Consider the following 26,916-nt stretch of genomic DNA (forward strand, 5'->3'; position numbering starts at 1 on the left):
AAATGTCCATGTCCACCTCTTCCACCCTGAAACTCGCCCTTGAGCTGGCGGCCAAGGTCACCGGCCGCGAGGATCTGGCCGCGCTGGCGGGGCAGGTGCAGGAGTTGGGCCCCCTCTCTGACGAGACCGCCGCCGAGACCGAGCGCCTGGCGCAAACCCTGGAAGGGTTGACCCAGCAGCGTGACCTGATCGCCCAGTTCGAGGCCAGCGGCCGCGCCCTGACCCAGCTCGAACTGGCCACCATACTCTCCCGGGATAAGTTGGCCGAACTGCGCCGCGAGCAACAGGGGGCGGCGGGTAGCGCTCGCCAGCTCACCGACCAGGAGCGACTGCTGGCTTCCGAGGTCAAGCAACTGGAGCGCCAGCTGGTCACCCAGGCTGCCAGCCATACCCGCCTACACACCGCCCTCGGCCAAGCCGGGCTCGATACCCGCAACCTCGCCCAGGAACAGAACAGACTGCAGCGCGAACTGCGCGAGAGTGCGGCCCAGACCGAACGGCTGGGGCGTTCCCTGGTGCAAGGGGGGCAAGGCGCTGGCGGGTTCCAGGGGGCCATCGGCAGCCTGACCGGCCGCCTGGTGGCCCTGGCCGGTACCTGGTTCGGGATCCAGACCCTCACCAACCAGCTGGTCGCCATGTTCAAGAGCGGCGATCAGGCCGAACGCCTCAGCGTCCAGCTCAAGGCAGTGATGGGCACCATCGAGGGGGGTAAACAGGCCTCCGCCTGGATCCAGGACTTCGCTAAGAACACCCCGCTGCAGCTCGATGAGGTGACCCAGGTCTTCGTGCGCCTCAAGGCCTTCGGCATTGACCCCATGAACGGTTCGATGCAGGGCATCGTCGATCAGGCCTACAAGCTCGGCGGTGGCTTCGAGGAGGTGCAGGGTATCTCCCTGGCGCTGGGCCAGGCCTGGGCCAAGCAGAAGCTGCAGGGCGAAGAGATCCTGCAACTGATCGAGCGCGGGGTGCCGGTGTGGCAACTGCTGGAGCAAGTGACCGGCAAGAACACCGCCGAGCTGCAGAAGCTCTCGGAAGCCGGCAAGCTCGGCCGGGACACCATCCAGGCGCTGATGAACGAGATAGCGGCCCAGTCGAGCGGGGCGGCCGCCAACAACATGAGCCTGCTCTCCGGGCTGATTTCCAACGCTCAGGACAACCTGGAAACCTTCTACCGCATGGTAGCGGATAGCGGGGCGCTGACCTGGCTCAAGAGCCAGCTGGCCCAGCTCAACGCCGAGTTTGCGGCGATGGCCAAAGATGGCCGCCTGCAGGAATGGGCCAAGAAGATCTCCGATGGCATCGTCTCGCTCGGGGAGGCCCTCAAGTCGTTTATCCAGACCGCTGTGGCGTGGCGCACAGAGCTGACCATCATGGCTCAGGCCTGGGTGGGCCTGAAGGTCGCTAGCTGGATTGGCGATCTGCGTGGCCTCTATGGCCAGTTCATCGCCCTGCCGGCAGCGACTGCCACGGCGGCGGGGGGCATGACCACGGCAGGAGCGGCAGCAGCCGGTGCGGCTATCGGGATGCGGGCACTGGGGGCTGCCACCAAGGCGCTGCTGGTTGCCATGGCGGTGGAATCTATCAGCCAGATCATCCGCTTCGGGTCGGCGCTAAAAGACCTGGTGCAGGCGGAGCTGGCGCTGCGGGAGTCCCAGGCGCTGCGCGCGCAGACCCAGGCCCAGCTCAATGGCCAGTTGGCGGCGCTCTCGGCTCAGCTGGGCATTGCGATCACCAGTGTGGAAGACATGGACCGGGCCGTGGCCGAGGGCAAGGTGCATTACGACGAGGCGACCGGCAGCTGGCGACAAGGGGCCGCCGCCGTCAAAGAGATCGGTACCGAGGCCCAGCAAACACGCGACTACATGAATGAGATCAACGCCGTGGCGAAGAAAACGGCGGCAGAGCTCCCCGCCACGCTGGGCAAGGCAGCCGAAACTCTGGGGCTGGACTTCGAGCGGGCCAATGGTCGCATTGGTGAGAGCTTCAAGGAGACCCTTGGCGCCCTGGATACCCTGGTGCAGCACAGCGGCTCCAGTTCGGCGGCCTGTGAGGAGTACCTGGCGGCGGCGTTCAACCAGGCGAAGAACAAGGCCGAGATCGACGCGGTGATCGAGCGCATGAAGGCGATGACCAAGCAGGGCCAGCTGACCGGGGACGGCATCAGCCGCTCCATGGCCATCGCCAATGATGCGATGAACAAGATCAAAGGGGGCAGCGGCGATGCCAAACAGGCGGTGGCGGCGATCGGCGATGGCTTCGATACGGCGGCCGCCAAGGCCAAGAGTGCCACCGATGCCATGCGCTCCAACCTTCGCGGCGTACAGGATGAGGCGCAGCAGACCGGCAACGCCGTGGCCTCGGCAGGTGGTGGGGGCGGTGCGGGCAGTGGCCGGGGGGAGGTCACCCGCACCGTGGGCGCTGGCTCGTTCTTCTACAAGACCGTGGACATCAACAACCTGCGCGGCAACGCCGATGCCCTGGCCAACACCCTCGCGGGCGTGGAAGAGGAGCTGGCCCGCTACAGCCAGAAGGTCAGGGACATTCCCGCCTACAGCGAGTGGAGCAAGTATTACGGCGAGAAGTTCCAGAAGGAGATGGAGGCCATGCGCACCAGGCTCCAGCAGGAGCTTAGCAAAGCCCAGGCCAAGGAATCAGAGAAGGCTCAGGTCCCCACCTCGCCCCCCAGCCAAGCCGGACCATCAAGCGTTCCTCAGAGCTCATTCAACCAGGGGCAACCCCAGCGGATCATCATCGAGCTGCGTGCATCGAACGGCGCCAAGGCCGAGGTGCAGGCCGATGCCGCCAATGCCGCCGCCCTTATTCATCTCCTTAAACAGCAGGGATTGCGCTCATGAACGTCACCTTAAACGGCCTGCACCTGCCCGATGATCTCATCTGGCGCGACGAGTTCGACTGGGCCCCCGTCGAGCAAGTGGTCACGCCGACGCTCTCTGGCGCTCTCCTGGTCGAGGAGACGGCCAAACCAGAGGGGCGCCCCATCACCCTGGTGGGCCATTGCCCACGTGCCACCGTGCTCGCACTCAAGGCGCTGGAGGCCCAGGTGGCCCAGCTGATGACCTTGACCCTGCTGGATGGGCTGCAGCGGGAGGTGTTCTGGCGCCGGCCCGGCGTCGTGGCCACCCCGTTGATCGAGATGGCCGACCCCGAAGCGGGTGAACCCTATGCCCTGACACTGAACTTTACCGAGGTGATCCGATGAGCATCTATTCCGGCGACATCAAGCTGCTCGGCAGCCAGCGCCTGACTGACACCCCCGATGGCGGTGGCCGGGTGACCGGCCGCGAGATCGTGAGCGGCGAGCACAACAGCCTGTTTCCCGATGTGAGCGATCTCGACCGCGCCTATGGGGATGTCAGCCTGCGCAAGGCGTTCCTGACGGTGCAGACCGACAACACCGACACCTACTACGGCGCCAACACCACGGTGCTGCTGCCGCCGAGTGACCCCAGCGTGGGCCTGTGCCTGATGAGCACCGGGGATCACCACGACACCCGCGCCGAGGCCCGCGACGTGCTGGAGCGCTACCTGGCCCGTGGCCCGAAATGGCGCGGCTTTCTGTACGACACCCAGCTGGAAGGGCAGCGGGCGATCCGCTTCTTCCAGCGCGTCGAGGTGCGCCTGCCGGAGGTGGGGGAGACCCTGGTGCTGGTCGGCAACGAGGGCAAGGCCGGCGAGTTCGAGCAGTACGTGCGGGTGCTGGAAGTGACCCAGCAGCTGGCCAAGTTCCAGATCCCGGGGGTGGGCGAGTTCACCCGCAACGTGGTGACCTGCAAGCTGGCGGATCCGCTGCGCTACACCTTCGAGGGGGAGCAGCCGACCCCCTATGACGTGGTGACCAACCTAAAGACCGCCCTGCGCGAGACCGTGGTGGCCGATGCGGCCAACTACTTCGCCACCACCAAGCTGGCCGAGGCGGTGAACCTGGGCGCCATGCAGGTGCGGGCCAAGACCATCTTCACCCAGCTGGTGCCGGCGGCCCGCAGTGAAACCCCGGCGGTGGACTTGACCGCAGCCGGCGAGCTGGCCAGCCTGGTGGATTCTGGCCAGGCCCTGGTCACGTTCAATACCGTGGTCAGCATCGCCCCGAGCCGGGGTCTGTTCCTCGGCACCGGCGTGAAGCCGGGCACCCTGACCATCACCATCGGCGCCGCCGTCATCACCGACAAGGGCGGCGAACTGGTGGTGGCGGGGTCGGTGATCGGGTCCATCGACTACGGCCGGGGGCAGATGGAGTTCAACGCCCAGTGCCCGAACTACGGCGTCGCGAGCAAGGACATCAGCTTCTGGCCGGCGGCCCGCCCGTCGCGCATCGCCGACACGGCCCAGATCGAGATCAAGGCCAACAACCGGGGCTATGCCTACACCATCACCCTGCAGCCGACCCCGGCGCCGGGCACCCTGACGGTGTCGTACATGGCGCAAGGTAAGTGGTACGACTTGAAGGACAACGGCCGTGGCGAGCTGTTCGGGGCGGATAGGTCCTACGGGTCCGGCGTGGTCAACCACGCCACCGGCTCGGTCATGCTGACCCTGGGTGCCCTGCCGGACGTGGACACGGCGATCCTGTTCAGCTGGGCCACCCCGGTCAACTACACCAACCGCAGCGGCCAGCCCATCAGCATCAGCAAGAGCGCCTGGCAGCTGCCCCACACCGGCATCACCCCCAAGAGCCTGATCCTGACCTGGGGCAGCGGCAAGACAGCCAACGATGCGGTGGGGGATGGTCGGATCCGGGGCGACATCACCGGCACCATCAATTACGCCGAGGGCATCATCGACCTGGAGCACATCACCCTGCCGGCGCTGGGCCAGGAGTACGTGGCCCAGTACCAGTACGGCGAGCCGGTAACCGAGCGCCATATCGAGCCGGGGCGCCTCTCGACCCCCGGCCAGGTGGGGCACCTCTCCATCACCCTGGATGGGGACGGCGGCGGGGCACTCAACCTGACCCCGGGGTCGGTGCGGGTGAAATTCAACGCGCTCTACGCCATCGTGGCAGCGTCTGAGCGGATCCTCTCCATCGAGAAGAAGGACCCCATCATCACTCTCACCGATGACGGCCAGGGCAATCTGATGGACGCCAGCGGCAACGTGCTGGGGGCGGTGAACTACACCGCCGGCACCCTGCATTTCATGCCGGACGGCACCGCCCTGCTGCCGGAGCCCATCTATGTCTGGGTGCCGGCGGGCAGCCACCAGGATCCGGTGACAGGCACCTGGTACACCGACATGCGCTGGACCCTGACCGGCTTCCAGTATGTCAACACCGCCTACACCTTCCCCGATGGCGAGGGGGGCTGGGTCGATGTGACCTACCGCAACAACAACAGCGCCCTGGCCCAGAACGCGACCCTGACCGCCCAGGCACTGCGCATCGACGTGACCCCCGGGTTCTCCGAGGCGATCCTGGAGGGCTCGATGCGTTTCACCCTGGGCGGGTCCACCTACGTGGACCGGCAGGGGCTGCTCTACCGCGACCCGGATCCGGCGACCGGCGCCGGCATCCAGGCGGGCACCATCGACTACAGCAACGGGCTGGCGGTACTGGCCGACTGGGCGGCGGGGCAGGGGGCCCAGCCGTCGCTGCAGTCCCTGGCCACCTCGTTTAACGTCCAGTCGGTGGACATGGTGACCTTCCGTACCCCTGGCGCCCCCGTGGCCCCGGGCAGCCTCTACATCAGCGCCAACACCGCCACCGGTCGGCGCATCGAGGCGACGGCGGATGGGGACGGCTATTTCACCACCGCCGACATGGATGGCCGGGTGAACTACCAGACCGGCGTGGTGACGGCGCGCTTTGGCCGCAAGGTCACGGCCGCCGGCAACGAGGCCGAGCCCTGGTATGACGCCGAACTGGTGGGGGAGGACGGCAAGATCTGGCGGCCGATCAGCGTGGTGGCCGACACCATCCGGTTCAACTGCGTGGTGTTCAGCTATCTGCCGCTCAATGCCGATCTCATCGGGCTGGATCCGGTGCGGCTGCCGTCAGACGGCCGGGTGCCTTTCATCCGCAAGGGCTACATCGTGGTGATCCACAGTACCCGCAAGGCGGCGTTCCCCATGGGGGTGTCGGCGGGGCAGCAGCTCAACACCGGTCGGGTGCGGCTGGCCTACGCCCATGTGGAGGACAAGGACGGCAAGCAGCTGGCCACGTCGCTCTACAGCGTCAACCTCGACAGCGGCGTGGTGACGCTGGCCAACCCGCTGAGCCTGACCGGCTACGCCGAACCCCTCTACGTGGTGCATCGCGTCGAGGACATGAGCCTGGTCACTGACGTGGAGATCTCGGGCCGCCTGCAGTTGGCCAGGCCCCTGTCCCACGACTACGACCCCGCCGACACCCTGGTGTCGAGCGCGCTCATCATCGGCGACTTGTGGGCGCGCTACACCAATTTGTTCGACCAGAAAACCTGGACCAACAAATGGCAGGACTACCGGGACGGCGACGAGTCCACGGCGCAGTACAACGACACCGACTACCCGATCCAGGTCACCAACCGCGCCACCCTGCAGGAGCGCTGGGCCATCATCTTCTCTTCCAGTACCAATTTTGTGCTGGTCGGGGAGCATATCGGCCAGATTGCGGCGGGGGACGTGAACACCGACCTGGCCCCCATCAACCCCAACAACGGCCAGCCCTATTTCAGGCTGGACAGGCGGGGATGGGGGGCAGGCTGGTCGAGCGGCAACGTACTGCGCTTCACCACTCAGGCGGCGGCGTACCCGCTCTGGGTGATCCGCACCATCCTGCAGTCGGTGGCGGCGCAAGAGACCGACAAGTTCGAGCTGCAGCTGCGGGGCAACGTCAACCGCGACAGGTAGCAGTGCAGGAAAGTGACGGCGCCGAGGGCCTGCACCCCGTTGACGCGCCAGCCACTTAACCGGGTGGGGCAGAGTGCCCCACCCTGAGCCACCTTACAGGAGACAACCATGGCCCATCCCGTCAAATGGTTTAGCGAGGCAATGGGGGGCGCCCCCTTGCTGTCAACCGATACCGGCAACGGCACGGCGGGCACCCTGATCTCGGTGCTGAAAGCCTGCCTGGTCACGGGGTTCAACATCAACCCCATCCAGTCCATCACCCTGAACGGCGGCCTGGCGGTCGCCACCTTCGCCCTGGCCCACGGCTTCCTGCCAGACAGCATCGTGGCGATTGAGGGCGTCAACCTGAACTGGAACGGCGAGTATCGCGTACTCTCGGTGACCACCACCACGGTGACCTTTGCCCCTGTCGGCACCCCGTCTGCGGTGGGGGCCGGCGGCACCATGAAGGTAGCCCCTGCAGGCTGGGAGCTGGAGTTTGTCGATGGCACCAACACGGTGGCGGTGTTCAAGCGCATTGCGGCCGACGCCACGGCGCTGCGGCTGCGCATCGACAACACGGCGTTTGCTGGTTGGAACGGTACGGCAAGCTTTCGCTACTACTACGCCAAGGCGCAGATGGTGGAGAACGTCACCGATGTGAACACCTATACCCTAGTCAAGGAGTTCGCCTGGCCCGCCTCCCATGCTTATGCCACCGGCGAGCAGCAGTGGGATCTGGTGGCCGACGACAAGCTGTTTTACTTCCTGCCGCGCTACAGCTCGACCAAAATGGCCGCCGTGCTGATGTTTGGCGACATCAACAGCATTCGCCCCAACGACAACTATCATTGTGTGCTGACTGGGATCCTGACCCCGAGCCAATCTAGCGCCTATCACTGGGGGACCAGGCTGGCCAGCACCTCTGGGTATCCCATTTATAACGATGTGCTGCAATTTGGCACTTTGGTGGGTTCGGTAGGGAATGCCTCCAACCAAGCCTGGATCAACCGGCGAGCCCTGTTTGCGATTGCCAGGATGCACCACCAGTTGCCAGGCTCGGACAACTGCGTGCTGCTCGGCATCGGCTACACCTTCGGTTGCCCCTATCAGGCTGGGGTGGTCTACCCCAATGCGCCCGATAACGGTGTCTACTTCAACGACGGCAAGATCCCCATCGTGGAGCAAACCGCGCAGTCCATCCGGGGGTTCCTGCCGGGGGTGCTGTCGCCACTGCAAAACGACCTGCGGCTGTGGCGTTACAACATCGCCCACGACCCCGCCAAACCGGGATCCCTGCTGCGCCTCCTCAAGGGGGCAGGCGCCATAGACCTGTCTGCCTCAACAGGTAAAACAGAGGACAGTTCGGGATTCAGTTATACCGAATACCGCAACACCGAGCGGCTGATTGGCTTCGATATCGCGGGGCCATGGCGATGAACACCGTGCTGCCTGATAGCGCCGTGGCCAGGGTGCTGACGGTCACTGCCACCTATATCAACCCGGAGGGGCGGGCGGTCTCCTCGCCCCCCGCTGTGAACTGGAAAACCCGCCTCGACATTGGTCGCTGCCGCACCACCCTTCGCCATGCCGAGTCGCCCCTCTTGCTCGGCTATATCGCCAGCAAGGTGACGATCAACGGCGAGGGGGTGGCGGGCCGGCGGGTGGTGCTGCTGGGGCGCGATCTGGCCATCCAGGGCATCACGTTCAGCGATGAGCAGGGCAACTACCGATTCGATCACCTGTTGTTGACCAACCGTTATCTGGTCATGGCACAGGATACGTTCGAGTTTTACTACGCCCCGGTGGCGGCCGACCTGCTCACTCCCACCCCGTATTTCAAGTAAGGAGCGGCCATGTTTACCTTTGCAGATCCCTTGCGCACCAGCCGCGCCCAGCTACTGGCTGCCGCCATCGACGAGGGCAGCGCGGGTCCCGCGACCCTCAAGATCTATGCCGGCACTCGCCCGGCCCCGGGGGTCCCCATCACCGACCAGGTGCTGCTGGTGACGCTGCAGTTCCCCCACCCCTGCACCCAGAGCGTGTCGGGTGGGGTGCTGGCACTCAAGCCACTGGCCGAGCAGCTGGTCACCGCCAGCGGGGTCCACTCCTGGGGGAGGATAGCCAACCGGGACGGCGATTTTGTGGCGGATCTCGACGTGGGTCCACCCGACAGCGGCGCCGACATCGAGATCCCCGCCAGTGAGCTGTTCACCGGCGCCCTGGTGCGCATCAATACCGCCACCTTCACCGAACCCTAAGCCAAGCCCGAGGGGAGCGACCCATGGCCAGACCCACAGACGGCAATCTGGAGCTAAGCAAAGTTCGCAAGGGCGGCGGCCACCTCGAACTGAACGCCGCCTATGTCACGAGCTGGCTGGCGGTGCTACGGGGGGGCAGCCTGCCGCCCTCGCTCGTCTGCTCCCCTGGCCTGATATTGCCCGCCACGCTGCAGGGGCAGGTAGCCCATCCGCTGCCAGCGGTGGCCGGTGTCGCGGTGCATCCAGGCGTGATGACCGGCCAGCTGGCCGCCCCGGCGGTGACGGTCACGGCCACCGTGGTGATCGAGGCGACCCTGGCCAGCACGGCCCGCCCCCTGCTGCCTGCCATCGAGGCCGGCCACGACATCAACGTGTTCCGTGGGCCGAGCCACACCAGCACCGATCATTTCGAGCGGGCTGCGCTGGTGACCCGGGCAGTGCAAAGCGACTGGCAGCGGCCTGAACTGGTTCCGGCGACCAGCCCCAGCACTTGGCAGGAGGCCAGCCCCCTGCAGACCGAGTGGACCGGCCTGGCCGAGCAGCTGCCCAGGGAGTATGGCACCGTGCGGGTGCCGTTCGACGAGGGGCTGGCCCTCGGCGCGAGCAATGGCCATGGGTTCGACAGCCTGCCCCCCGGCCATGCGGTGACCCGCTCGCTCTGGGTCGAGGGGGCGCCGGTGGGTCGCTGGCAGGTGAGCGGGTTTCGCAACCCCCCGCGCCAGGACAAGGTGTGGCAAGCCGACCGCTGGCAGGAGGCCACCCCGCTCGGCGTCACCCTGCGCGATCAGCGCTGGCAGCCCGGTCTGCAGCTGCACAAGGGCTGGCTGTCGCGCTGGGAGGAGGCGATGCAGCCCCCCTGGGGCCTCTCGTTGCCGCCAAAGCCACCCATCCCCCCGGATCCGGGTCATCGCAGCGCCTCGCTGGCGTTCGGCCGGCCAAGGGGTGATGACGCCTCCCTGGAGTTTGTCTGGTTCGGACAGGCTCAGATTGTTATCCCAACCCGGAGGGTTTATCTGGTGAGCAACACAGCAAGCATTGTACGGGTGAGGGATGGGGTCGATATTCCAACCACCTCGCTGAGCATCGAACTCGACACCGACTCCTGGGCCTGGCAGTTCACGGCCCAGATCCCGCGCATCGCGGCGGCGGCCATGACGGACGATGAGGAGGTGAGCATCCATGTCAACGGCCAGCAGTGGGACTGCGTGTGCGATGGCTGGCAGTCGAGCCAGAGCTTTGCCCGCGAGTCGGCGACCCTGACCGGGCGCTCGCGCACAGCCTACCTGTCGCCAACCCACGTGTTACCCCAGGCGGTGAGTGAGATAGGGGCTGCTACCATGGCCCAGCTCGCGGAGGCGCTGCTGCCTTACGGCTGGACCCTGGACTGGCAGGCGCCGGATTGGCTGGTACCGGCAGGCTTTTTCAGCCTGGACAACCAGACCCCGATCGAGGCGATCAAGTACCTGGCCGAGGCGGCAGGTGGGTTCGTGCTGCCGCACCAGCGCAACCGGCACCTGGTCATCAAGCCGCGCTACCCGACCGTCCCTTGGCAGCTCGACGGGGAGCTGGCAGACGTGGCCATCCCCCGCGCCATCATCACGACCCTGGGCAGCGACTTCCAGCCCGGGCAGGCGGCGAACGGGGTCTGGGTCAGTGGTGGTCATCAGGGCATCAGCGCCCGGGTGCTGCGCCAAGGCACGGCAGGGGAGAAACAGGCATCGACCATCACCCACCCGCTGGTGTGCGATGTGGTGGCGGCCCGTGCCCAGGGGGTGGTGGCCCTGGCCAAGACCATGCCGAAGCGCCGGCAGACCATCGAGCTGCCGCTATCGAGCGACACCGGACTCATCTTGCCGGGGGCGCTGCTCGCGGTGGATGGCTGGAGGGGCTTTAACCGGAGCGTGCGGGTCTCTGCAGAGCTGCAGGACAGGGCCATGAAGGTACGCCAACAACTGAGCGTGGAGCGATTTGTATGAACCTGTTCAAACAGTTCCTGGAGCTGGTACCCGGTGCCGACCCTTTGCTGGTTGGCACCGTGACCGCTGTCGGTGCCACGACGACGACGCTGCAAACGATGGGGGGCGGTGTGGTGGTGGTGCGAGGGGGAGGGGTGGCCATCGGCCAGAAGGCGTTCTACCAGAGTGGTGCTATCATAGGGCCCGCTCCTGATTTACCAACCTATGAAATCGAGGTTTAAACCCCTGTTAAGCGTCTTTCAAACTGGGTGATTTCTGATTCACCGAGTTTGATAAATGTGGCCTCTGCTCTGTTTATCGTTTAACCCAGATGCGTTTTTCATTTTTCGCGGCGGGCTACAGATCCCTGCCTGTTTCCCCGCAGTTCAACACATCAGAGCACCATAACGGGCCGCAATGAGGTATCTTATGCCCCGATTTCATCCATCAAACGGATAAGAGACAACACATGATCATCAAACCCAAGGTTCGCGGCTTTATCTGCACCACCACCCACCCGGTCGGTTGTGAAGCCAATGTTCGTCGCCAGATCGCTTACACCCAAGCCAAGGGCGCCATCGAGAATGGCCCTAAGAAGGTGCTGGTGATCGGCGCTTCCACCGGCTATGGTCTGGCCTCCCGCATTGCCGCAGCCTTCGGCAGCGGAGCTGCCACCATCGGTGTCTTCTTCGAAAAGCCGAGCTCCGAGACCAAGACGGGCTCCGCCGGCTGGTACAACTCCGCCGCCTTCGACAAGGCCGCCAAAGAGGCCGGCCTCTACGCCAAGAGCATCAATGGCGATGCCTTCTCCCACGAGTGCCGTGCCAAGGTGATCGAGCTCATCAAGCAGGATCTGGGTCAAATCGATCTGGTGGTCTACTCTCTGGCCTCTCCGGTGCGCAAGCTGCCGGACACCGGCGAAGTGGTGCGCTCCGCCCTCAAACCCATCGGCGAGGTCTACACCTCCACCGCCATCGACACCAACAAGGATCAGATCATCACCGCCACCGTCGAGCCGGCGAATGAGGAAGAGATCCAAAGCACCATCACCGTCATGGGCGGCCAGGACTGGGAACTGTGGATGGCGGCTCTGCGCGATGCGGGTGTGCTGGCTGACGGCGCCAAGTCCGTGGCCTACTCCTACATCGGTACCGACCTGACCTGGCCCATCTACTGGCATGGTACCCTGGGGCGTGCCAAGGAAGATCTGGACCGCGCCGCCACCGCCATCCGTGGCGATCTGGCTGCCAAGGGGGGGACCGCCCACGTGGCCGTGCTCAAATCCGTGGTGACCCAGGCCTCCTCTGCCATTCCCGTGATGCCGCTCTACATCTCCATGGCCTTCAAGATCATGAAGGAGAAGGGCATTCACGAGGGCTGCATGGAGCAGGTGGACCGCATGATGCGCACCCGCCTGTACGGCGCCGACATGGCGCTGGACGAGCAGGCCCGCATCCGCATGGATGACTGGGAGCTGCGTGAAGACGTGCAGCAGACCTGCCGTGATCTCTGGCCCTCCATCACCACCGAGAACCTCTCCGAGCTGACTGACTACACCGGCTACAAGCAGGAGTTCCTGCGCCTGTTCGGTTTCGGCCTGGACGAGGTGGACTACGATGCGGACGTGAATCCGGACGTGCAATTCGACGTGGTCGAGCTGTAAGTCGGTCGTAAGCACAGACAGGGCCCTGCGGGGCCCTGTTTTTTTGCAGCAGACTCAACCTGTTGCCTCAGGTTTATTATCCGCGATCACCTTTTTCCCCGAACAAACCCGCTAGGCTTGCGCTGTCCGGATCACAGACGGCACCGCCGAGGTACGAAAGCCATGACCACATCCCATGAGGCGCCCAAGAAGCGCCAGCTCCCCACGGTTTATACCCTGCTTTTCATCATCATCGCCCTGATGGCGGCCCTCACCTGGGTGCTGCCGGCGGGAAAATACAACTATGTGACGGCCAAGACCCAGCAGCCGGTGGCTGCAGCGGCCGTGGCCGACTACAGCGGTGACGAGCGACTGCTGCCGGTACCCGGCAGTTACACCGAGCTCCCCTCCCAACCCCAGGGGGTATTCGATGTGCTCAAGGCGCCCATCCAGGGCTTTCACAAGGCGGCGGACGTAGCACTGTTCGTACTCATCATCGGCGGCTTTCTGGCGGTGACCATGCAGAGCGGGGCGCTGGATGCCGGGGTCGGGGCCATAGTGCGTACCTTCGCCGGGCGCGAGCGGCTGCTCATCCCGGTGCTGATCGCCCTGTTCGCCCTGGGTGGCTCCACCTTCGGCATGGCGGAGGAGACGGTGGCCTTCTGGGCACTCATCGTGCCGGTGATGATGGCGGCGGGCTTCGATCGCATGGTGGCGGCCGGGATCATCCTGCTCGGCTCCGGGGTCGGGGTGCTCGCCTCCACCGTCAATCCGTTTGCCACCGGCATCGCCTCTGGTTTCGCGGGTATCCCCATCGGTGAGGGGATAGGGCTACGGGTCATCCAGTGGCTGCTGCTGGTGATCTTCGCCTCCTGGTTCGTGATGCGCTACGCCAGGCAGGTGCAGCAGGACAAGTCCCGCTCCGTGCTGGCCGATATCGTTTATGACGACGAGTTCTCCCAGATGAAGAGCGGCAACCTCGCCTTCAGCGGCAAGCAGAAGCTCACCATGCTGGTCTTCTTCGGCACCTTCCTGCTGATGATCTATGCGGTGGTGCCCTGGTCCGATCTGGGCATCGATCTGCTGCCCACCCTGGGCTGGTGGTTCGACGAGCTCTCCACCCTCTTCTTCAGCGCCTCCATCCTGATTGCCCTCATCAACCGGATGCCGGAGTCCAACTACGTGGCGACCTTCCTGAACGGGGCGCGGGATCTCATCGGGGTTGCCCTGGTGGTAGCGGTGGCGCGCGGCATCTATGTGGTGATGGAGCACGGCGTCATCATCGACACCATACTGCACTGGGCCGAGGGACTGGTGAGCGGGCTGTCGTCGTCGGTCTTCATCCTGATGGCCTATCTGGTGCACATCATCCTGAGCTTCTTCATTCCCTCCACCTCGGGGCTGGCGACCGTCTCCATGCCGTTGATGGGGCCGCTGGCGGACTTTTCCGGCATCTCGCGGGATCTGGTGATCACCGCCTATCAGTCCGCCTCCGGCTGGATCAACCTGTTCGCCCCCACCGCCGCTCACCTGGTGGCGGGGCTGGCGCTCGCCAGGATCCCCTACGATCGCTTCGTGCGCTGGGTGCTGCCCTTCATCATCGGGGTGGCCCTCATCACCATGGCGGTGCTGGTGGCCGGGGCCCTGCTCCACGGCTGATGGCGCGGATAGAAAACGACAGACAACAAAAAGGCTCCCGAAGGAGCCTTTTTCATGTTCAGAGCTTACTGCTTGTAGCCCTTGAGGAAACGGGCGAGACGGCCGATGGCCTCTTCCAGCTCCTCTTCCCGGGGCAGGAACACCAGGCGGAAGTGATCCGGTGCCGGCCAGTTGAAGCCGGTACCTTGCACCAGCAGGAGCTTCTCCTGCTGCAGCAGATCGAACACCATCTTCTGGTCATCGCGAATGTCGTACACCTTGGGGTCGAGGCGCGGGAACATGTAGAGCGCCCCCTTGGGCTTGACGCAGGAGACCCCGGGGATCTCGTTCAAAAGCTCCCAGGCCTTGTCACGCTGGCGGCGCAGGCGACCCCCCGGCAGGATCAGCTCGTTGATGCTCTGGTAGCCCCCAAGGGCGGTCTGGATGGCGTGCTGCATGGGCACGTTGGCACACAGCCGCATGGAGGCCAGCATCTCCAGCCCCTCGATATAACCCTTGGCACGACCCTTGGGACCGGTGATGACCATCCAGCCCTGGCGGAAGCCACAGGCGCGGTAGGCCTTGGAGAGGCCGTTGAAGGTCACCACCATCACATCGTCGCACAGGGTGCAGACGCTGGTGTGGGAGATGTCGTCGTAGAGGATCTTGTCGTAAATTTCGTCGGCGAAGATGATGAGGTTGTGCTGACGGGCGATCTCGATCACTTCAAGCAAAAACTCGCTGCCGTAGACGGCACCGGTCGGGTTGTTGGGGTTGATCAGCACCAGGCCGCGGGTACGCGGGGTGATGCGGGCGCGGATGTCGTCGAGATCCGGATACCAGTCAGCCCCTTCGTCACAGCGGTAGTGCACCGCATGGCCGCCGGAGAGGGTGACGGCCGCGGTCCAGAGCGGGTAGTCGGGGGAGGGCACCAGCATCTCGTCGCCGTTGTTGAGCAGCGCCTGCATCGCCATCACGATGAGCTCGCTCGCACCGTTGCCGATGTAGATGTCGTCGATGTCAACCTTGCGCATCCCTTTTTGCTGGTAGTACTGCATCACCGCCTTGCGGGCGGAGAAGAGCCCCTTGGAGTCGCAGTAGCCCTGGCTCTGGGGCATGTTGAGGATCACATCCTTGATGATCTCCTCCGGTGCTTCGAAGCCAAACGGGGCCGGATTGCCGATGTTGAGCTTGATGATGCGGTGACCTTCGTCTTCGAGACGGCGAGCTTCTTTGTGCACCGGGCCGCGGATGTCATAGCAGACATCGTCGAGCTTGTGCGACTTGTCGATAGTGAACATGGTGAGCGTGATTCCTTCCCCGTGGGGCGCGTTGGCAGAAAAGCTGTTTTTAGTATCAAATTTCTCTGCCCCTATTCTTCACAGAATTGAATGCTAGAACAATCTAATTTATGGAATAAATCCCTGATATTTACCCCTGAAACAGGGTTGTTGAAATGTTAAATTCAGCATGATCGTTTGCCTCTCTTTGGTAGATCAGTGAAAGATGAGGAGCAGATTCATAAAGCAACATGAGTGTATTGAAATATCTCCCCCATCTGGCACGATTGGCTGGGGTAAAAAAGGCCCCGACCCGTCGGTCTGCCAGGGGAGCACGCAGGCACGGGGCTCATCTTCCCGCTCTCGAGGTTCACTCATGCAGGCACCCGCCACCGGTCGCTACCGCCATTTCAAGGGGGGCTATTACCAGGTTCTGGCCCTGGCTTTGCACACCGAAACCCAGGAGCAGCTGGTGATCTATCAATCCGAACAGGATGGTCAGGTCTATGCCCGCCCCGTCGCCATGTTCATGGAGTGGATTGAACATCAGGGACAGGTGGTGAGCCGCTTCACGCCGGTGGCCTGAGGCAGGCTTGGCGACATGAAAAAAGGCGCCAGAGGCGCCTTTTTTCATGGTGTCGGGGCTTACAGACCCAGATTGGCTCTGGCATAGGCCTCAAAATCGGTGCAGCCGCCGATGTGCTGCTCATCCAGGAAGATCTGCGGCACAGTGGTGACCGGCTTGCCCGCCTTGGCGGCGAGATCGTCCTTGGTCAGCCCGGCCACGTTGATATCCACGTAGCGGAACTCGAAGTCATCGCGCTCCTCGGTCAGTTGCTCGGCAATCTGCTTGGCACGCACGCAATAGGGGCAACCGGGACGACCAAAAATCTCTACAAACATCTTTTCTCTCCATTAAACAAGCCGTTGAAGAAGGCCATTGAGATGAGGCTGGGCACAGCATAGCCCTGGCGCCCTGTCAGTCAAAGCTGAAAATAGCGATGCTTACGTTCGCCATCTCCGATTGCGCCCACTGCTGATGACGGCGCCAGCGTCCCTGTTTCGCCCCAAGGCCGGGGAATCGGGCCGCCTTGCCGGCAAGGCAGCCCGTCTATCACTGCTCGACGATCTGGATGGGTTGCTGCTGGTAGATGCTCTCCAGCACGCCTTTTTCGAAGACGGTCCAGGGCCAGGGCGCCTTGCTGGCGCGGTAGCGCTCGTGGGTCGCCGGATCCTGGGAGAGACCGCGCTGGAACATCACGAAGGCCTTGCGCTGGCCACCGGCGGTGTCGATGAAACCGGCGAGGTTCGACGTACCTGTGATGGTACCGGTCTTGGCGTGCACCTTGTTCTTCATCATGGGAGCGGTGACGCTGCGTCGCCAGGCCAGGGTGCCGTCCACCTGGGAGCTTGGCAGCAGCTTGATGAAGTCGAGCTCGGCATCGTTCTTCTGGATGAAGTTAAGCACCGACAACATCTGGCGCGCGCTGATGAGATTGTGGGCGGAGAGGCCGGAGCCGTCAGCCAGGGTGGCGTTGCCAAGATCGATGCCGTGCTTGGTCAGGATGGCGCGCACCGCCATGGTGCCGCTGCGATAGCTGCCCGGCTTGTTGTAGTAGTGACGCCCCACGGTTTTGAGGAAGGTATCGGCGTAGAGGTTGTCGGACTTTTTCAACATCTTGGCGAGCATCACCGGCAGGGAGACAGAGTAGTGGGTCGCCAGGGTCTGGGCACCGACAGGGGCCTGATGGGTGACCCGCAGCAGGCCGTCGTGGCTGATCCCGGCGCGGTTCATGGCCCAGCGGATGTTGTCCCAGCCCCAGGCCTCCACGTCATGGATGGCAAAGCGCAGCCCTTGTGGCTCCTTGTTCGGGGTGATGCAGCCCTTGAGCTCGTAGAAGTTGCCCTTGGCCATGTCCACTTCCAGAGCGCAGAACTGGCGCGCCATGTCGCCATAGCTCATCACCTCCACGTTGTCGGCGCCGATGCCGATGGGCACACCGGTGGCCACGTTGCCCACCGCAGGCTTGCCAATCTGGGTGGCGGTGATGGTGCCGTAGGCGCAGTTCTTGTCGATGATGACCGAGGAGACGGGAGCGGCGAAACAGAGGGTCTGATCCCCCCAGGACCAGCCGTTGCCACGCTCATAGCCGTTGTAGGCACCGGTGTTGACATAGACGTTGCCCTGAACGCGGGTGACGCCTAGCTGTTTGAACAGGGCGACCAGATCCATGCGCGACAGTGTGGGGTCGCCCACGAAGTTGATCCAGATGTCGCCGTTGATGGTGGTGCCCTGTTTGGCGCCGGGCTGTGCCTGGATGTCGGTGGCGAAGCGGAAGTCGGCACCGAGTTCGAGGCGGGCGGCGAGCGCGGTGAGCACCTTCATGGTGGAGGCGGGGGCTATCATGTCATCGGCGTGACGGGCAAATTCCACCCCGTTGTTGCCCTGTACGATGACGGCGTACTGGCCCCCCTTGGGCGGGGTCAGCGGGGCGGCGTGGACCGCCAGAGAAAAGAGAGCACAAAAACCAATCAACAGCCGCTGCATAGGATCCTCTAACTGAACGAAAGGGCGGCATCAGAAACCGCCCCGATAATCAAACCGGGTGACTGCCGGGTATCGCCTGCCATGGGGTCAGGCCGGGGCGTTGGCAGTCCGGTAACGCCCCTCGTAATCGAATATTTTTTCCTTCACCTGCCAGAAGCGTCCCGACTTGCGGGCGATGACGAAATCCGGGTGACGGAACTGGTTTGCCGCGAGCATCACGCTCGCCAGGGTCGTGAATTCGGGCTCCAGGCCCGGGGCGGGCCAATGATGACGCACAAAGCGTTGTTGAAACAAGCGCTGTGCACCCCGGGAGTGAAAGGGGAAGTACTCTGTCAGGGTCAGGCCATCCTCGTCGTGGTAGGTCACCTCCAGCCGCTCCCCCTGCTTGCCGCGCCCGGCACTCAGGGTCAAACCGGCGCAGCGGATCACCATGCAGTCCTTGAGATTGAGGGCTTCCTTGAGCTTGTCGTCAGGGTCCACCAGCAGCTGGTCACAGCTTTGGCAGCGACGGGCGGCGATGTCGTTTTCAGCGCCGCAACCGGGGCAGATCTTGGCGCGAAAGCGGTAGTCGCACTCCTCGCGGTTGCCCTCGTCATCTTCAAACAGTCCCTGACAGCGGCGGCCATAGTGCTCGATCACCTTGCCATCCTCGTCGGTCTTGCCCCAGAAGGTGTTGGCAAAGCCGCAGGCGGGGCAGGGCACCTGAACCGGCTCGGTGCCGGCGTGGGGCCTGGGCTCCCCCACTTCGGGGGCAAACAGGTTGAAGTTGTTGCCTGCGTAGTCGAGCACCAGGCAATCGCTCTTGCCGGGTGAGAGGCGCAGGCCCCGTCCCACAATCTGCTGATAGAGCGACACCGATTCGGTGGGACGCAGCATCACGATAAGGTCGACGTGGGGGGCATCAAAACCGGTGGTGAGCACCGCTACGTTGACCAGAAACTTGAGCTCGCGCGCCTTGAAGGCACTGATTAGAGCGTCGCGCTCCGATCCCGGCGTCTCGCCGGTGACGAGGGCGGCCTGCTGGCCTCTGGCACCGATCAGGCCATGAATTTCCCGGGCATGCTCGACTGTGGCGGCGAAGATCATCACCCCCTGCCGGTCGGCCGCATACTCCAGCACCTGGCTCAGGATATGGGGGGTGACCCGCTCCTGGCGCTTGATCTCGCCGTTGAGCTGCGCCTCGCTGAACAGGCCGTTCTCCCGCGGCACCAGCTTGCTGAAGTCGTAGTGGACGATGGGGGCGTCCACCAGGCGCGGCGGGGTCAGGTAGCCGTTTTTCACCATGAAGCGCAGGGGCAGTTCGAACACGCAGTCACCAAAGAGCCGCTCGCCGTGGCTCTTGACCATGCCGTGGTAGTGGCGCCGGTAGATCCAGCCCAGCCCGAGTCGATAGGGGGTGGCGGTGAGACCGAGGATCTTGAGGGCCGGATTGGCGGCCTTGAGGTGGTCTATCACCTGATGGTACTGACTGTCGTCATCGAGCGAGACCCGGTGGCACTCGTCGATGATGAGCAGCGAAAAAGCCCCGTCGAAGGCATCCAGATTGCGCGCCACCGACTGCACCGAGCCAAACACCACCTGGGCGCTCGCCTCCTTGCGTGCGAGCCCGGCCGCAAAGATGTCGGCCCGGAGTCCCCAGGCTTCGTACTTGGCGTGGTTCTGCTCCACCAGCTCCTTGACGTGAGCCAGCACCAGCACCCGGCCACGGGCCTTGCGGGCCAGTTCGGCGATCACCAGGCTCTTCCCGGCCCCGGTGGGCAGCACCACCACGGCGGGATCCGGGTGTTTGCGAAAGTGGCTGATGACGGCGTTGACCGCGTCGGTCTGATAGGGTCTGAGAACGAACATGCAGGCTTGGGGTATCGATATGGGGTGGTGCAGGATGGCGCCATTATAGGGATCCTGGCACCAAAAAACAGCGGGCCGGCATGGTGCCGGCCGCTGGCAATAATGTCTTCGCTTAGTGGAAGGGGAAGACGTAGTTCATCCAGCTGGCCATGCGCAGCAGCACCTTGCGCATCACCGAGACATGGTGAAAGTGCTTGGTGTAGATGGCGGCCTGGCCGCTGGCCCCGGCGATCACCTGATACTTGGCCCACTCGGGGTCGGTGATGGAGATGAGCACCGGCAGGCGACCCGGTCGCACGGCACTGGTCTGATCCAGCAAACCGGCGTTGGCCTGCACATTGCCTGCGGCGATGGCCGGGATCACGGCGGTAACCTTGCCCTGGAAGATCTTGCCGGGGATGCCGTCGATCACCACTTCGGCCTCATCGCCCACCGCCAGGCGCTGCATGCTGTTTTGCCAGAACCAGCCAACATAGGCGGTCTCGTCTTTGTGGATGAAGGTCATCACCGGACGATACATGAACGGGGTGGCGATCATGCCGGGGCGCAGGGCCAGCTGCACCACGTGGCCGTCGCTCGGAGCATAGACCACGGTCTGCTCGACCTGGTACCTGGCCTCGTCGAGCTGGGCCTGCAGATCTTCCAGTGTCGCCTGTTGTTGCTCGATCTGGGCCACGATGTCGTCCACGTTGGCCTGGGTGACATCGAGGTCACGCTGCTTGCCGACGCCGCGGCGCATCAGGTCGCTGGCGCGATCCCGGTCGAGCTTGGCGGAGCGCAGCCTGGCCTCGATGGACCTGAGGTGGTTGCGGTTGGATTCAACCCGCGCCGTCAGGCTGTCCGCCCTCAACTGGAAGGGGGCGGCATCCAGGCGAAACAGCACATCGCCCTTCTTCACCGGTTGGTTAGCCTGTACCGGCACCTCGATTACCCGGCCCTTGACCAGCGGCACGATCGGGGTGGAGACATAGTAGTTGCGCGCCATCTCGGAATAGGGGTGGTTGTAGTTCATCAGCATGATCAGGGTGCCAATGAGCAGCACGCCACCCAGCGCTGCGGTAGGCACGGTCCACTTGTTGAGCGGGATACGGAAGATTTTGAAGATGGCCACGCAGACGGCCGTGTAGGTCAGGATCAGTAGCAGGTCCATGATTTATCCCTGTTGCTCGGTCTGTTCGATGGTACTGAGGCGGGCCTTGAGGTCGGCCAGCTCCTGTTTGAGCTGCTGGATATCATCTTCATCCTGCTGCAGCCGCTGGTTGAAGCCCCAGCCGCGATCGGGGCGATAAATCGTGGCCCAGATCCAGAGGAAGGGCCACAGCACGTGCAGGGTGAACAGACTGACCCAGCCGGCCACGTGAATGGCGTCCTGATGGGGGTGCTGACGATGCTTGGCTATTTCATAGGGAATGTCGTGAATGACGATGACCCCATAAAAAATGACCAAACCCACAAAAAAAAGCAGACCAAGAGCAAAATAATCGAGTGCCATTTATGCCTCCGCTGGCTTGACGCACGCATTGTCATTGGGAACAGGGTTCTGCAAGGCAGTCAGCCACCTGATTTCCCTCCTGTCGGGCCCGAAATCTTAAGTTGTTTTGTTGTACTGAAGCTTAAGTGGTTTCCAAGTCGCCAAAACAGACGCTGATGTTATTGGGGGCAAGTCCGTAAAGTCGTATCCATGACAAGGACTTACGCTGGGAGTATGGCATTGCTGAAGGGAAATGTTCAGCAAAAAAAGGAGCCTTGACGGCTCCTTTTTTGACATGGTTGGCGTGGATTAACTTTCGCTGGGCTTGTTGGTCAGCGCGGGCCTGAATTTCACCAGGAAGGCGAGGGTGATGAGGGCGGTGCTCACCAGACCGATGATGGTGGAAACATTCATCTCGAGGCCGAAACCGATGGGGGCGTTGGCCAGGTAGGTGATGACCACTGCGGTCATGAAGATGGCGGGAATGGTGCATACCCAGTGCAGCTTGCCTTCCTTGATGAGGTAGGCGGCCGCAGCCCACAGCATGATGACGGCGGTGGTCTGGTTGGCCCAGCCGAAGTAGCGCCAGATCACCCCGAACTCTGCCTTGGAGATGATGAAGCCAAGGATGAACATGGGGATGGCGATGAGCAGACGCTTGGCCATGGGCTTCTGGGTCAGGTTCAGGAAGTCCGCCACGATGAGGCGGGCGCTGCGAAACGCGGTGTCACCGGAGGTGATGGGCAGGATCACCACGCCGAGGATCGCCAGGATGCCGCCCACGGTACCGAGCAGGCTGGTGGAGACTTCGTGCACCACGGCAGAGGGGCCGCCGCTGGCCAGGGTGGCGTTGAGTGCCTCGGTGCTGTCGTAGAAGGAGAGACCCAGGGTGCACCAGATGAGGGCGATGATGCCTTCCCCAATCATGGCCCCGTAGAAGATGAAGCGACCGGAGCTCTCGTTCTGCATGCAGCGCGCCATCAGCGGGGACTGGGTGGCGTGGAAACCGGAGACCGCACCACAGGCGATGGTGATGAACAGCAGCGGCCAGAGCGGCAGATCCGTCGGGTGCAGGTTGGAGAAGTCCATCCCGGTGTTGTAGAAGCCCTTGCCGGAGACGATGAGGCCGATGATGAGGCCGACCGACATGAAGACCAGCAGCGCACCGAAGATGGGGTAGAAGCGGCCGATGATCTTGTCGATGGGGACGATGGTCGCGAGGATGTAGTAGGCGAAGATGGCCGCAATCCAGTAGACCAGATCGGTGGAGGTGAGGTTGGCGAGCAGGCCCGCCGGGCTCAGGACGAAGACCACGCCCACCAGCATCAGGAGCACCACGGCAAAGAGGTTCATGAAGTGCTTGGCGGCGGTGCCCAGGTGCTCACCGACCACGGTCGGCACCGAGGCGCCCCTGGCGCGTACCGACAGCATGCCGGAGAAATAGTCGTGGACCGCACCGGCGAAGATGCAGCCAAAGACGATCCAGAGCATGGCGACCGGACCATAGAGGGCACCCAGGATGGGGCCGAAGATGGGGCCGACGCCGGCGATGTTGAGCAGTTGAACCAGGTAGACCTTCTTGTCCGACATGGGGACATAGTCCACCCCGTCCGCCATGGTGATGGCGGGGGTCTTCAACTCGGGTTTGGGCCCGAATATCCGTTCGATGAATTTGCCGTATATGAAGTAGCCGGCTATCAACAAGCCGACACAGAGGAAGAACCAGATCATTGCTACGCTCCTGCTTTGTTATTTTTTGGTGTGCGCAGCCAGTGTAGGTGGGGACTTCTGTTAACGGCAGGTGAAAGGGGGTGAGCGGCGACATGGCGACCCGAGTGGTTGCCCGCTGTGATCCGGCGCACATCGCGCCCCGCTTTATTCCAGTCCCAGCTCGTCTTTTAGCTCCTTGAGGTAGCGGCGGCTGACCGGTACCCGGGCCCCGCTCGGGGTCACGATCTCCGCCAGTTGATTCTCCAGCAAACGGATTTCGAAGATGGCGGCCGGGGCCACCAGATACTGGCGGTGACAGCGCAGCAGCGGGGTCTTCTCCTCGAGGGACTTGAGGGTGAGCTGGGTGTGAAACAGCTCGCCCTGGCAGGCGACATGGACGCCGCCGAGATCGGAGAAGGCGTACTCCACCTGGGAGGTTGGGAGCAGCCGCACCCGGTTGTGCAGGTATCCGGGGATATGGTGGATGGTCGGGGCCAGGGTCCCGACCGGTTGCGGGGTGATGTCCTGCCTGAGCCGCGCCAGGGTCTTGGCGAGGCGCGCCGGCTCCACCGGCTTGAGCAGGTAGTCGAAGGCGTTCTCCTCGAACGCCTGGATGGCGTAGTCGTCGAACGCGGTGACAAAGACGATGCGGGGCAGGGGATCGAGCATGGCCACCAGCTCCATGCCGCTGAGTTTGGGCATCTGGATATCGAGAAACACCACATCCGGCTTGAGTTGCTGGATGAGGCCGAGCGCCTCGATGGCGTTGCCCGCCATGCCCAGGATCTCGATGTCGGGATCGCTGGCCAGCAGCTCTGCCAGCTCCTCGCGGGCATAGGGCTCGTCATCGACGATCAGGGTGCGGATCATGTCATCTCCTTGGCGGTGGTGCGGGGTTGTCGTGGGAGTGTCAGGGAGACCCGGGTCCATTGCTCCGGCTCCCACTGGACGTCAATGCCATAGCGCTCGCCAAAGGCGCTCTTGAGGCGCTTGTCCACCAGGCTCATCCCCAGACCATCCCCCTGGCCGGATGGCTGCCAGGCCCCGGCGTTGTCTTCGACGCAAAGGGTGATCGCCTCGGGGGTTTCCCTCGCGAAGAGGCGAAGTCGCCCCTCTCCCAGCAGGGAGCAGATGCCGTGCTTGATGGCATTCTCGATGAGGGGCTGCAGGGTGAAGCTCGGCAGTTGCACCTCGGCAAGGTGGGGCGGGATCTCGTTGATGACGGTGAGCCGCTCGCCAAAGCGGGCCTGCTCTATCTCCAGGTAGGAGAGGCAGTGCTCCTGCTCCTCACGCAGCGTGGTCAGGCCGCTCTGGCGCTTGAGGTTGTTGCGAAAGAAGCGGGAGAGGTGCAGCAGCAGCTCCCGTGCCCGTCCCGGATCGCGGCGGGTAATGGCGCTGATGGTGTTGAGGGTGTTGAACAGGAAGTGGGGGTTTATCTGTGCCTGCACCAGCTTGAGCTCGGATTGCACCAGCAGGCGCTGCTGCTGCTCCAGGCGGCCTGCCAGCAACTGCTGGGACAACAGGTTGGCGATCCCTTCTCCCAGGGTGTGATTGATCTTGAGGAAGAGCCGCTTCTTGGGCTCATAGAGCTTGATGGTGCCGATCACCCCCTCGTCACCCTGCAGGGGGATCACCAGCACGGAGCCGAGCTGGCACTGGGGGGAGATGCTGCAACGATAGGGCTGGCTGTTGCCATCGGCGAACAGCACCTTGTTCTGGGCGATGGCTTGCAGGGTGATCGCCGAGGTGATGGGGGTACCCGGCTTGTGGTGATCTTCTCCGGTGCCGATGAAGGCGAGGATCTTGTCGGTGTCCGTGATGGCGACGGCGCCGACGCCGGTCTCTTCCTGAACGATATGGGCTATCTTGCCGCTGGCCTCCGGAGTGAACCCCTGGCTCATGATGCCGACGGTGCGGTTGGCGATGGTGAGCGCCTTGGCGGAGAAGACCCGGGAGAACTTTTCGTACATCCGCTGCTGGTCGCGGATCATGCTGATGAAGAGCGCCGCCCCGCAGGAGTTGGCGAGGATCATGGGGGTGGCGATGGTGCGCACCAGCAGCAGGGACTTGTCGAAGGGGGTGGCGACCAGCAGGATGATCACCATCTGCATGATCTCGGCCACGAAGGTGGTAAAGAAGGCGACCCTGGGTGCAAAGAGGTCATTGACCCTGCCTGCCCGCATCAGCCGCCAGTGCACCAGCCCCCCCAACAGCCCCTCGCAGGTGGTGGAGATGGCGCAGGCGAGATCGGTGAACCCCCCCAGAGTATAGCGGTGCAGGCCGCCGGTCAGCCCCACCAGGAATCCCACCAGGGGGCCGCCCAGCAGTCCCCCCAGTACGGCACCGACCGCCCGGGTGTTGGCGATGGCGTCATCGATGTCGAGGCCCACATAGGTTCCCAGGATGCAAAAGCAGGAGAAGATGACATAGATGAGCACCTTGTGGGGCAGCCTGACGGAGTAGTTGGCCAGGGGACGCAACAGGGGGCTTTTGGAAAAAAGGTAGGCGATGACCAGGCTGACGCTCATCTGCTGGAGCAGAGAGAGGACTAGTTGCATAAAAAAGCTTCCTCAAACACCACGCCGGAGCCGGGCGTTGTCATGACGCAGGGTGAGCCTGAGCCCGTCTTGATGCGGGCTGCGGGCTGAACGCTGCGGCAGTTTGCCAGAATGGAAAAATAAAACCATATAAAATCAGCACGTTAAATTGATATTTGTGTAATCGATGCCCGCTTGATATTGCTGATGCGAGCATGAAGGTATCCACCGGATACGCCACACGGAGGTGGCATGCTCCGCCCGGCCATCGGCTGGGCGTTTTTTATCCAGCTCCAATGGTGGACGATTTCGAGGGGACCTGAGCAATTATTCAGGTTTGTCCAATGAGTTATCCCCAGCTTCTGGGGATAACTCAGAAGGCGAAATAGTAACAGACCCGCCGACCCAGACCGAAAAAAGCGCGTTGCGCGTCGTCCAGCTCTTCCTGTCTGAGGGTGGCGACGATGCTTCGCGCATCTTCCCGCAGATCGATCATGGCCACTCCTTCCGGCCGCTGCCCCTTGAGGTAGGGCAGCACCTTGGGTCTGAGGGGCATGCTGGGCTCGGTGGAGAGCACCAGGGCCAGGGCATCGTCATCCAGGCGCACCAGGGAACCCGGTGGATAGACCCCCAGCACCTTTATCAGCAACCTGACCTGGGTTTGCTCGAACTTCTTCTGGGAGAGCTTGTAGAGCTGGCCGATCACCTGGCTGGGCCCCGGCGGGTTGAGGCCGCTGCGCGGGTGAAGCAGCTCGTCATAGTGATCCACCAGCCCGATGAGGCGGGCGAGGGGGGGGATCTTGTCGCCCTTGATCCCGAGGGGAAAACCGCTGCCATCGAGGCGTTCGTGATGCAGGTAGGCGACCTCACGGATCCTGGGTTCGAAAGCCTGCAACTGGGTGAGCATCACCAGTCCGTACTGGGGGTGCATGTTGAGGAAATTCTGCTCCGCCTTGCTGAGCTCCCCCCGCTTCTGGATGATCTGGCTCGGGATCCTGAGCTCGCCGATGTCGTGGATCAGGCCCGCCAGACCGGTCTCCTCGATCTCGACGGGATTCATCCGTCATTCCGCACCTGATTTTGCTATTTTCAGTGCTTGACGGCGATCGGCCGTTCTGATCTATTACTCTCTTTTGCAGGTAGATCATCATGGCCGCACCCGCTATCTCGATCCGTAACCTCGATCACCTTGGTTTGGTCGCCG

The 26,916-nt window shown here is 63.3% G+C and carries 20 protein-coding genes and 1 pseudogene; 11 read left to right on the plus strand and 10 right to left on the minus strand.

The features are described 5' to 3' along the window. Positions 1 to 8 precede the first annotated feature (8 nt). From J9893_RS06580 to J9893_RS06625, 10 genes are all read left to right on the plus strand, one after another. Positions 9 to 2,855 carry a tape measure protein gene (locus J9893_RS06580; protein ID WP_210600139.1) on the plus strand — a complete coding sequence of 949 codons (2,847 nt, stop codon included), beginning with the start codon at positions 9 to 11 and terminating at the stop codon, positions 2,853 to 2,855. Continuing rightward, positions 2,852 to 3,220, plus strand: coding sequence for a hypothetical protein (locus J9893_RS06585; protein WP_103261841.1), 369 nt, complete (start codon positions 2,852 to 2,854; stop codon positions 3,218 to 3,220). The genes J9893_RS06580 and J9893_RS06585 overlap by 4 nt, the downstream gene beginning before the upstream one ends. After that, positions 3,217 to 6,843, plus strand: coding sequence for a curculin (mannose-binding) lectin protein (locus J9893_RS06590; RefSeq protein ID WP_210600138.1), 3,627 nt, complete (start codon positions 3,217 to 3,219; stop codon positions 6,841 to 6,843). Before J9893_RS06585 ends, J9893_RS06590 begins: the two co-directional genes overlap by 4 nt. Before the next feature lie 108 nt (positions 6,844 to 6,951). After that, entirely contained in the window at positions 6,952 to 8,262 is a 1,311-nt protein-coding gene (locus tag J9893_RS06595) for a hypothetical protein (protein ID WP_210600137.1), read from the plus strand. Beyond that, positions 8,253 to 8,669 (plus strand): hypothetical protein, encoded by a 417-nt coding sequence (locus tag J9893_RS06600; RefSeq protein ID WP_210600136.1) that lies wholly within the window; start codon positions 8,253 to 8,255, stop codon positions 8,667 to 8,669. Before J9893_RS06595 ends, J9893_RS06600 begins: the two co-directional genes overlap by 10 nt. A 9-nt stretch (positions 8,670 to 8,678) precedes the next feature. Next, on the plus strand, positions 8,679 to 9,083 hold the full coding sequence (locus J9893_RS06605) for a hypothetical protein (protein ID WP_210600135.1): 405 nt from the start codon (positions 8,679 to 8,681) through the stop codon (positions 9,081 to 9,083). A 23-nt stretch (positions 9,084 to 9,106) separates the two neighbouring features. Continuing rightward, the gene (locus J9893_RS06610) at positions 9,107 to 11,059 is read left to right on the plus strand and encodes a hypothetical protein (protein WP_210600134.1); all 1,953 of its coding nucleotides are present in this window, start codon (positions 9,107 to 9,109) and stop codon (positions 11,057 to 11,059) included. After that, positions 11,056 to 11,280 carry a hypothetical protein gene (locus J9893_RS06615; protein WP_109113040.1) on the plus strand — a complete coding sequence of 75 codons (225 nt, stop codon included), beginning with the start codon at positions 11,056 to 11,058 and terminating at the stop codon, positions 11,278 to 11,280. Before J9893_RS06610 ends, J9893_RS06615 begins: the two co-directional genes overlap by 4 nt. Positions 11,281 to 11,507: 227 nt before the next feature. Further along, positions 11,508 to 12,701, plus strand: a complete 1,194-nt coding sequence (fabV, locus tag J9893_RS06620; protein ID WP_041212832.1) for an enoyl-ACP reductase FabV — start codon at positions 11,508 to 11,510, stop codon at positions 12,699 to 12,701. Between the two features lie 162 nt (positions 12,702 to 12,863). Continuing rightward, positions 12,864 to 14,339, plus strand: coding sequence for a YfcC family protein (locus tag J9893_RS06625; RefSeq protein ID WP_010674027.1), 1,476 nt, complete (start codon positions 12,864 to 12,866; stop codon positions 14,337 to 14,339). Between the two features lie 65 nt (positions 14,340 to 14,404). Here the strand turns inward: J9893_RS06625 and J9893_RS06630 are convergent, their stop codons facing one another. After that, complete coding sequence (locus J9893_RS06630; RefSeq protein ID WP_005302243.1) at positions 14,405 to 15,619, minus strand: pyridoxal phosphate-dependent aminotransferase; 1,215 nt, start codon at positions 15,617 to 15,619, stop codon at positions 14,405 to 14,407. Positions 15,620 to 15,974: 355 nt separating this feature from the next. Between J9893_RS06630 and J9893_RS06635 the strand changes: the two genes are divergently transcribed. Continuing rightward, the gene (locus J9893_RS06635; protein WP_010674028.1) at positions 15,975 to 16,184 is read left to right on the plus strand and encodes a DUF1653 domain-containing protein; all 210 of its coding nucleotides are present in this window, start codon (positions 15,975 to 15,977) and stop codon (positions 16,182 to 16,184) included. A gap of 59 nt (positions 16,185 to 16,243) precedes the next feature. On the opposite strand, the gene J9893_RS06640 is transcribed toward J9893_RS06635, so the two are convergent. The 9 genes and pseudogenes from J9893_RS06640 to J9893_RS06680 form a co-directional block, all read right to left on the minus strand. Beyond that, on the minus strand, positions 16,244 to 16,501 hold the full coding sequence (locus tag J9893_RS06640) for a GrxA family glutaredoxin (RefSeq protein WP_010674029.1): 258 nt from the start codon (positions 16,499 to 16,501) through the stop codon (positions 16,244 to 16,246). 211 nt (positions 16,502 to 16,712) lie between these two features. After that, complete coding sequence (gene dacB / locus J9893_RS06645; protein WP_202043900.1) at positions 16,713 to 18,146, minus strand: D-alanyl-D-alanine carboxypeptidase/D-alanyl-D-alanine-endopeptidase; 1,434 nt, start codon at positions 18,144 to 18,146, stop codon at positions 16,713 to 16,715. 87 nt (positions 18,147 to 18,233) lie between these two features. Next, positions 18,234 to 19,994 (minus strand): DEAD/DEAH box helicase, encoded by a 1,761-nt coding sequence (locus J9893_RS06650; protein ID WP_201984340.1) that lies wholly within the window; start codon positions 19,992 to 19,994, stop codon positions 18,234 to 18,236. Positions 19,995 to 20,106: 112 nt separating this feature from the next. Continuing rightward, positions 20,107 to 21,144: an HlyD family secretion protein gene (locus J9893_RS06655; RefSeq protein WP_210600133.1), complete on the minus strand. Its 1,038-nt coding sequence runs from the start codon at positions 21,142 to 21,144 to the stop codon at positions 20,107 to 20,109. 3 nt (positions 21,145 to 21,147) lie between these two features. Then, positions 21,148 to 21,486, minus strand: coding sequence for a DUF3302 domain-containing protein (locus tag J9893_RS06660; RefSeq protein WP_151027623.1), 339 nt, complete (start codon positions 21,484 to 21,486; stop codon positions 21,148 to 21,150). 288 nt (positions 21,487 to 21,774) lie between these two features. Continuing rightward, positions 21,775 to 23,196 carry a carbon starvation protein A gene (locus tag J9893_RS06665; protein WP_151027624.1) on the minus strand — a complete coding sequence of 474 codons (1,422 nt, stop codon included), beginning with the start codon at positions 23,194 to 23,196 and terminating at the stop codon, positions 21,775 to 21,777. Between the two features lie 144 nt (positions 23,197 to 23,340). Then, positions 23,341 to 24,045, minus strand: coding sequence for a two-component system response regulator BtsR (gene btsR, locus J9893_RS06670; RefSeq protein ID WP_010674324.1), 705 nt, complete (start codon positions 24,043 to 24,045; stop codon positions 23,341 to 23,343). Then, positions 24,042 to 25,733: a sensor histidine kinase gene (locus tag J9893_RS06675; RefSeq protein ID WP_041212838.1), complete on the minus strand. Its 1,692-nt coding sequence runs from the start codon at positions 25,731 to 25,733 to the stop codon at positions 24,042 to 24,044. Before J9893_RS06675 ends, btsR begins: the two co-directional genes overlap by 4 nt. 352 nt (positions 25,734 to 26,085) lie before the next feature. Next, positions 26,086 to 26,808: pseudogene (locus J9893_RS06680) on the minus strand (HD domain-containing phosphohydrolase); the annotation flags it as partial. Between the last annotated feature and the right edge of the window lie 108 nt (positions 26,809 to 26,916).

The organism is Aeromonas sp. MaB10011B, from assembly GCF_017939325.1.
Taxonomy (GTDB): Bacteria; Pseudomonadota; Gammaproteobacteria; order Enterobacterales; family Aeromonadaceae; genus Aeromonas; species Aeromonas caviae.

Bases quoted from the DNA above. Each gene is read 5' to 3' on its own strand.
- J9893_RS06580 (WP_210600139.1), top strand. From the start codon at position 9: ATGTCCACCTCTTCCACCCTGAAACTCGCCCTTGAGCTGGCGGCCAAG.
- J9893_RS06585 (WP_103261841.1), top strand. From the start codon at position 2,852: ATGAACGTCACCTTAAACGGCCTGCACCTGCCCGATGATCTCATCTGG.
- J9893_RS06590 (WP_210600138.1), top strand. From the start codon at position 3,217: ATGAGCATCTATTCCGGCGACATCAAGCTGCTCGGCAGCCAGCGCCTG.
- J9893_RS06595 (WP_210600137.1), top strand. From the start codon at position 6,952: ATGGCCCATCCCGTCAAATGGTTTAGCGAGGCAATGGGGGGCGCCCCC.
- J9893_RS06600 (WP_210600136.1), top strand. From the start codon at position 8,253: ATGGCGATGAACACCGTGCTGCCTGATAGCGCCGTGGCCAGGGTGCTG.
- J9893_RS06605 (WP_210600135.1), top strand. From the start codon at position 8,679: ATGTTTACCTTTGCAGATCCCTTGCGCACCAGCCGCGCCCAGCTACTG.
- J9893_RS06610 (WP_210600134.1), top strand. From the start codon at position 9,107: ATGGCCAGACCCACAGACGGCAATCTGGAGCTAAGCAAAGTTCGCAAG.
- J9893_RS06615 (WP_109113040.1), top strand. From the start codon at position 11,056: ATGAACCTGTTCAAACAGTTCCTGGAGCTGGTACCCGGTGCCGACCCT.
- fabV (WP_041212832.1), top strand. From the start codon at position 11,508: ATGATCATCAAACCCAAGGTTCGCGGCTTTATCTGCACCACCACCCAC.
- J9893_RS06625 (WP_010674027.1), top strand. From the start codon at position 12,864: ATGACCACATCCCATGAGGCGCCCAAGAAGCGCCAGCTCCCCACGGTT.
- J9893_RS06630 (WP_005302243.1), bottom strand. From the start codon at position 15,619: ATGTTCACTATCGACAAGTCGCACAAGCTCGACGATGTCTGCTATGAC.
- J9893_RS06635 (WP_010674028.1), top strand. From the start codon at position 15,975: ATGCAGGCACCCGCCACCGGTCGCTACCGCCATTTCAAGGGGGGCTAT.
- J9893_RS06640 (WP_010674029.1), bottom strand. From the start codon at position 16,501: ATGTTTGTAGAGATTTTTGGTCGTCCCGGTTGCCCCTATTGCGTGCGT.
- dacB (WP_202043900.1), bottom strand. From the start codon at position 18,146: ATGCAGCGGCTGTTGATTGGTTTTTGTGCTCTCTTTTCTCTGGCGGTC.
- J9893_RS06650 (WP_201984340.1), bottom strand. From the start codon at position 19,994: ATGTTCGTTCTCAGACCCTATCAGACCGACGCGGTCAACGCCGTCATC.
- J9893_RS06655 (WP_210600133.1), bottom strand. From the start codon at position 21,144: ATGGACCTGCTACTGATCCTGACCTACACGGCCGTCTGCGTGGCCATC.
- J9893_RS06660 (WP_151027623.1), bottom strand. From the start codon at position 21,486: ATGGCACTCGATTATTTTGCTCTTGGTCTGCTTTTTTTTGTGGGTTTG.
- J9893_RS06665 (WP_151027624.1), bottom strand. From the start codon at position 23,196: ATGATCTGGTTCTTCCTCTGTGTCGGCTTGTTGATAGCCGGCTACTTC.
- btsR (WP_010674324.1), bottom strand. From the start codon at position 24,045: ATGATCCGCACCCTGATCGTCGATGACGAGCCCTATGCCCGCGAGGAG.
- J9893_RS06675 (WP_041212838.1), bottom strand. From the start codon at position 25,733: ATGCAACTAGTCCTCTCTCTGCTCCAGCAGATGAGCGTCAGCCTGGTC.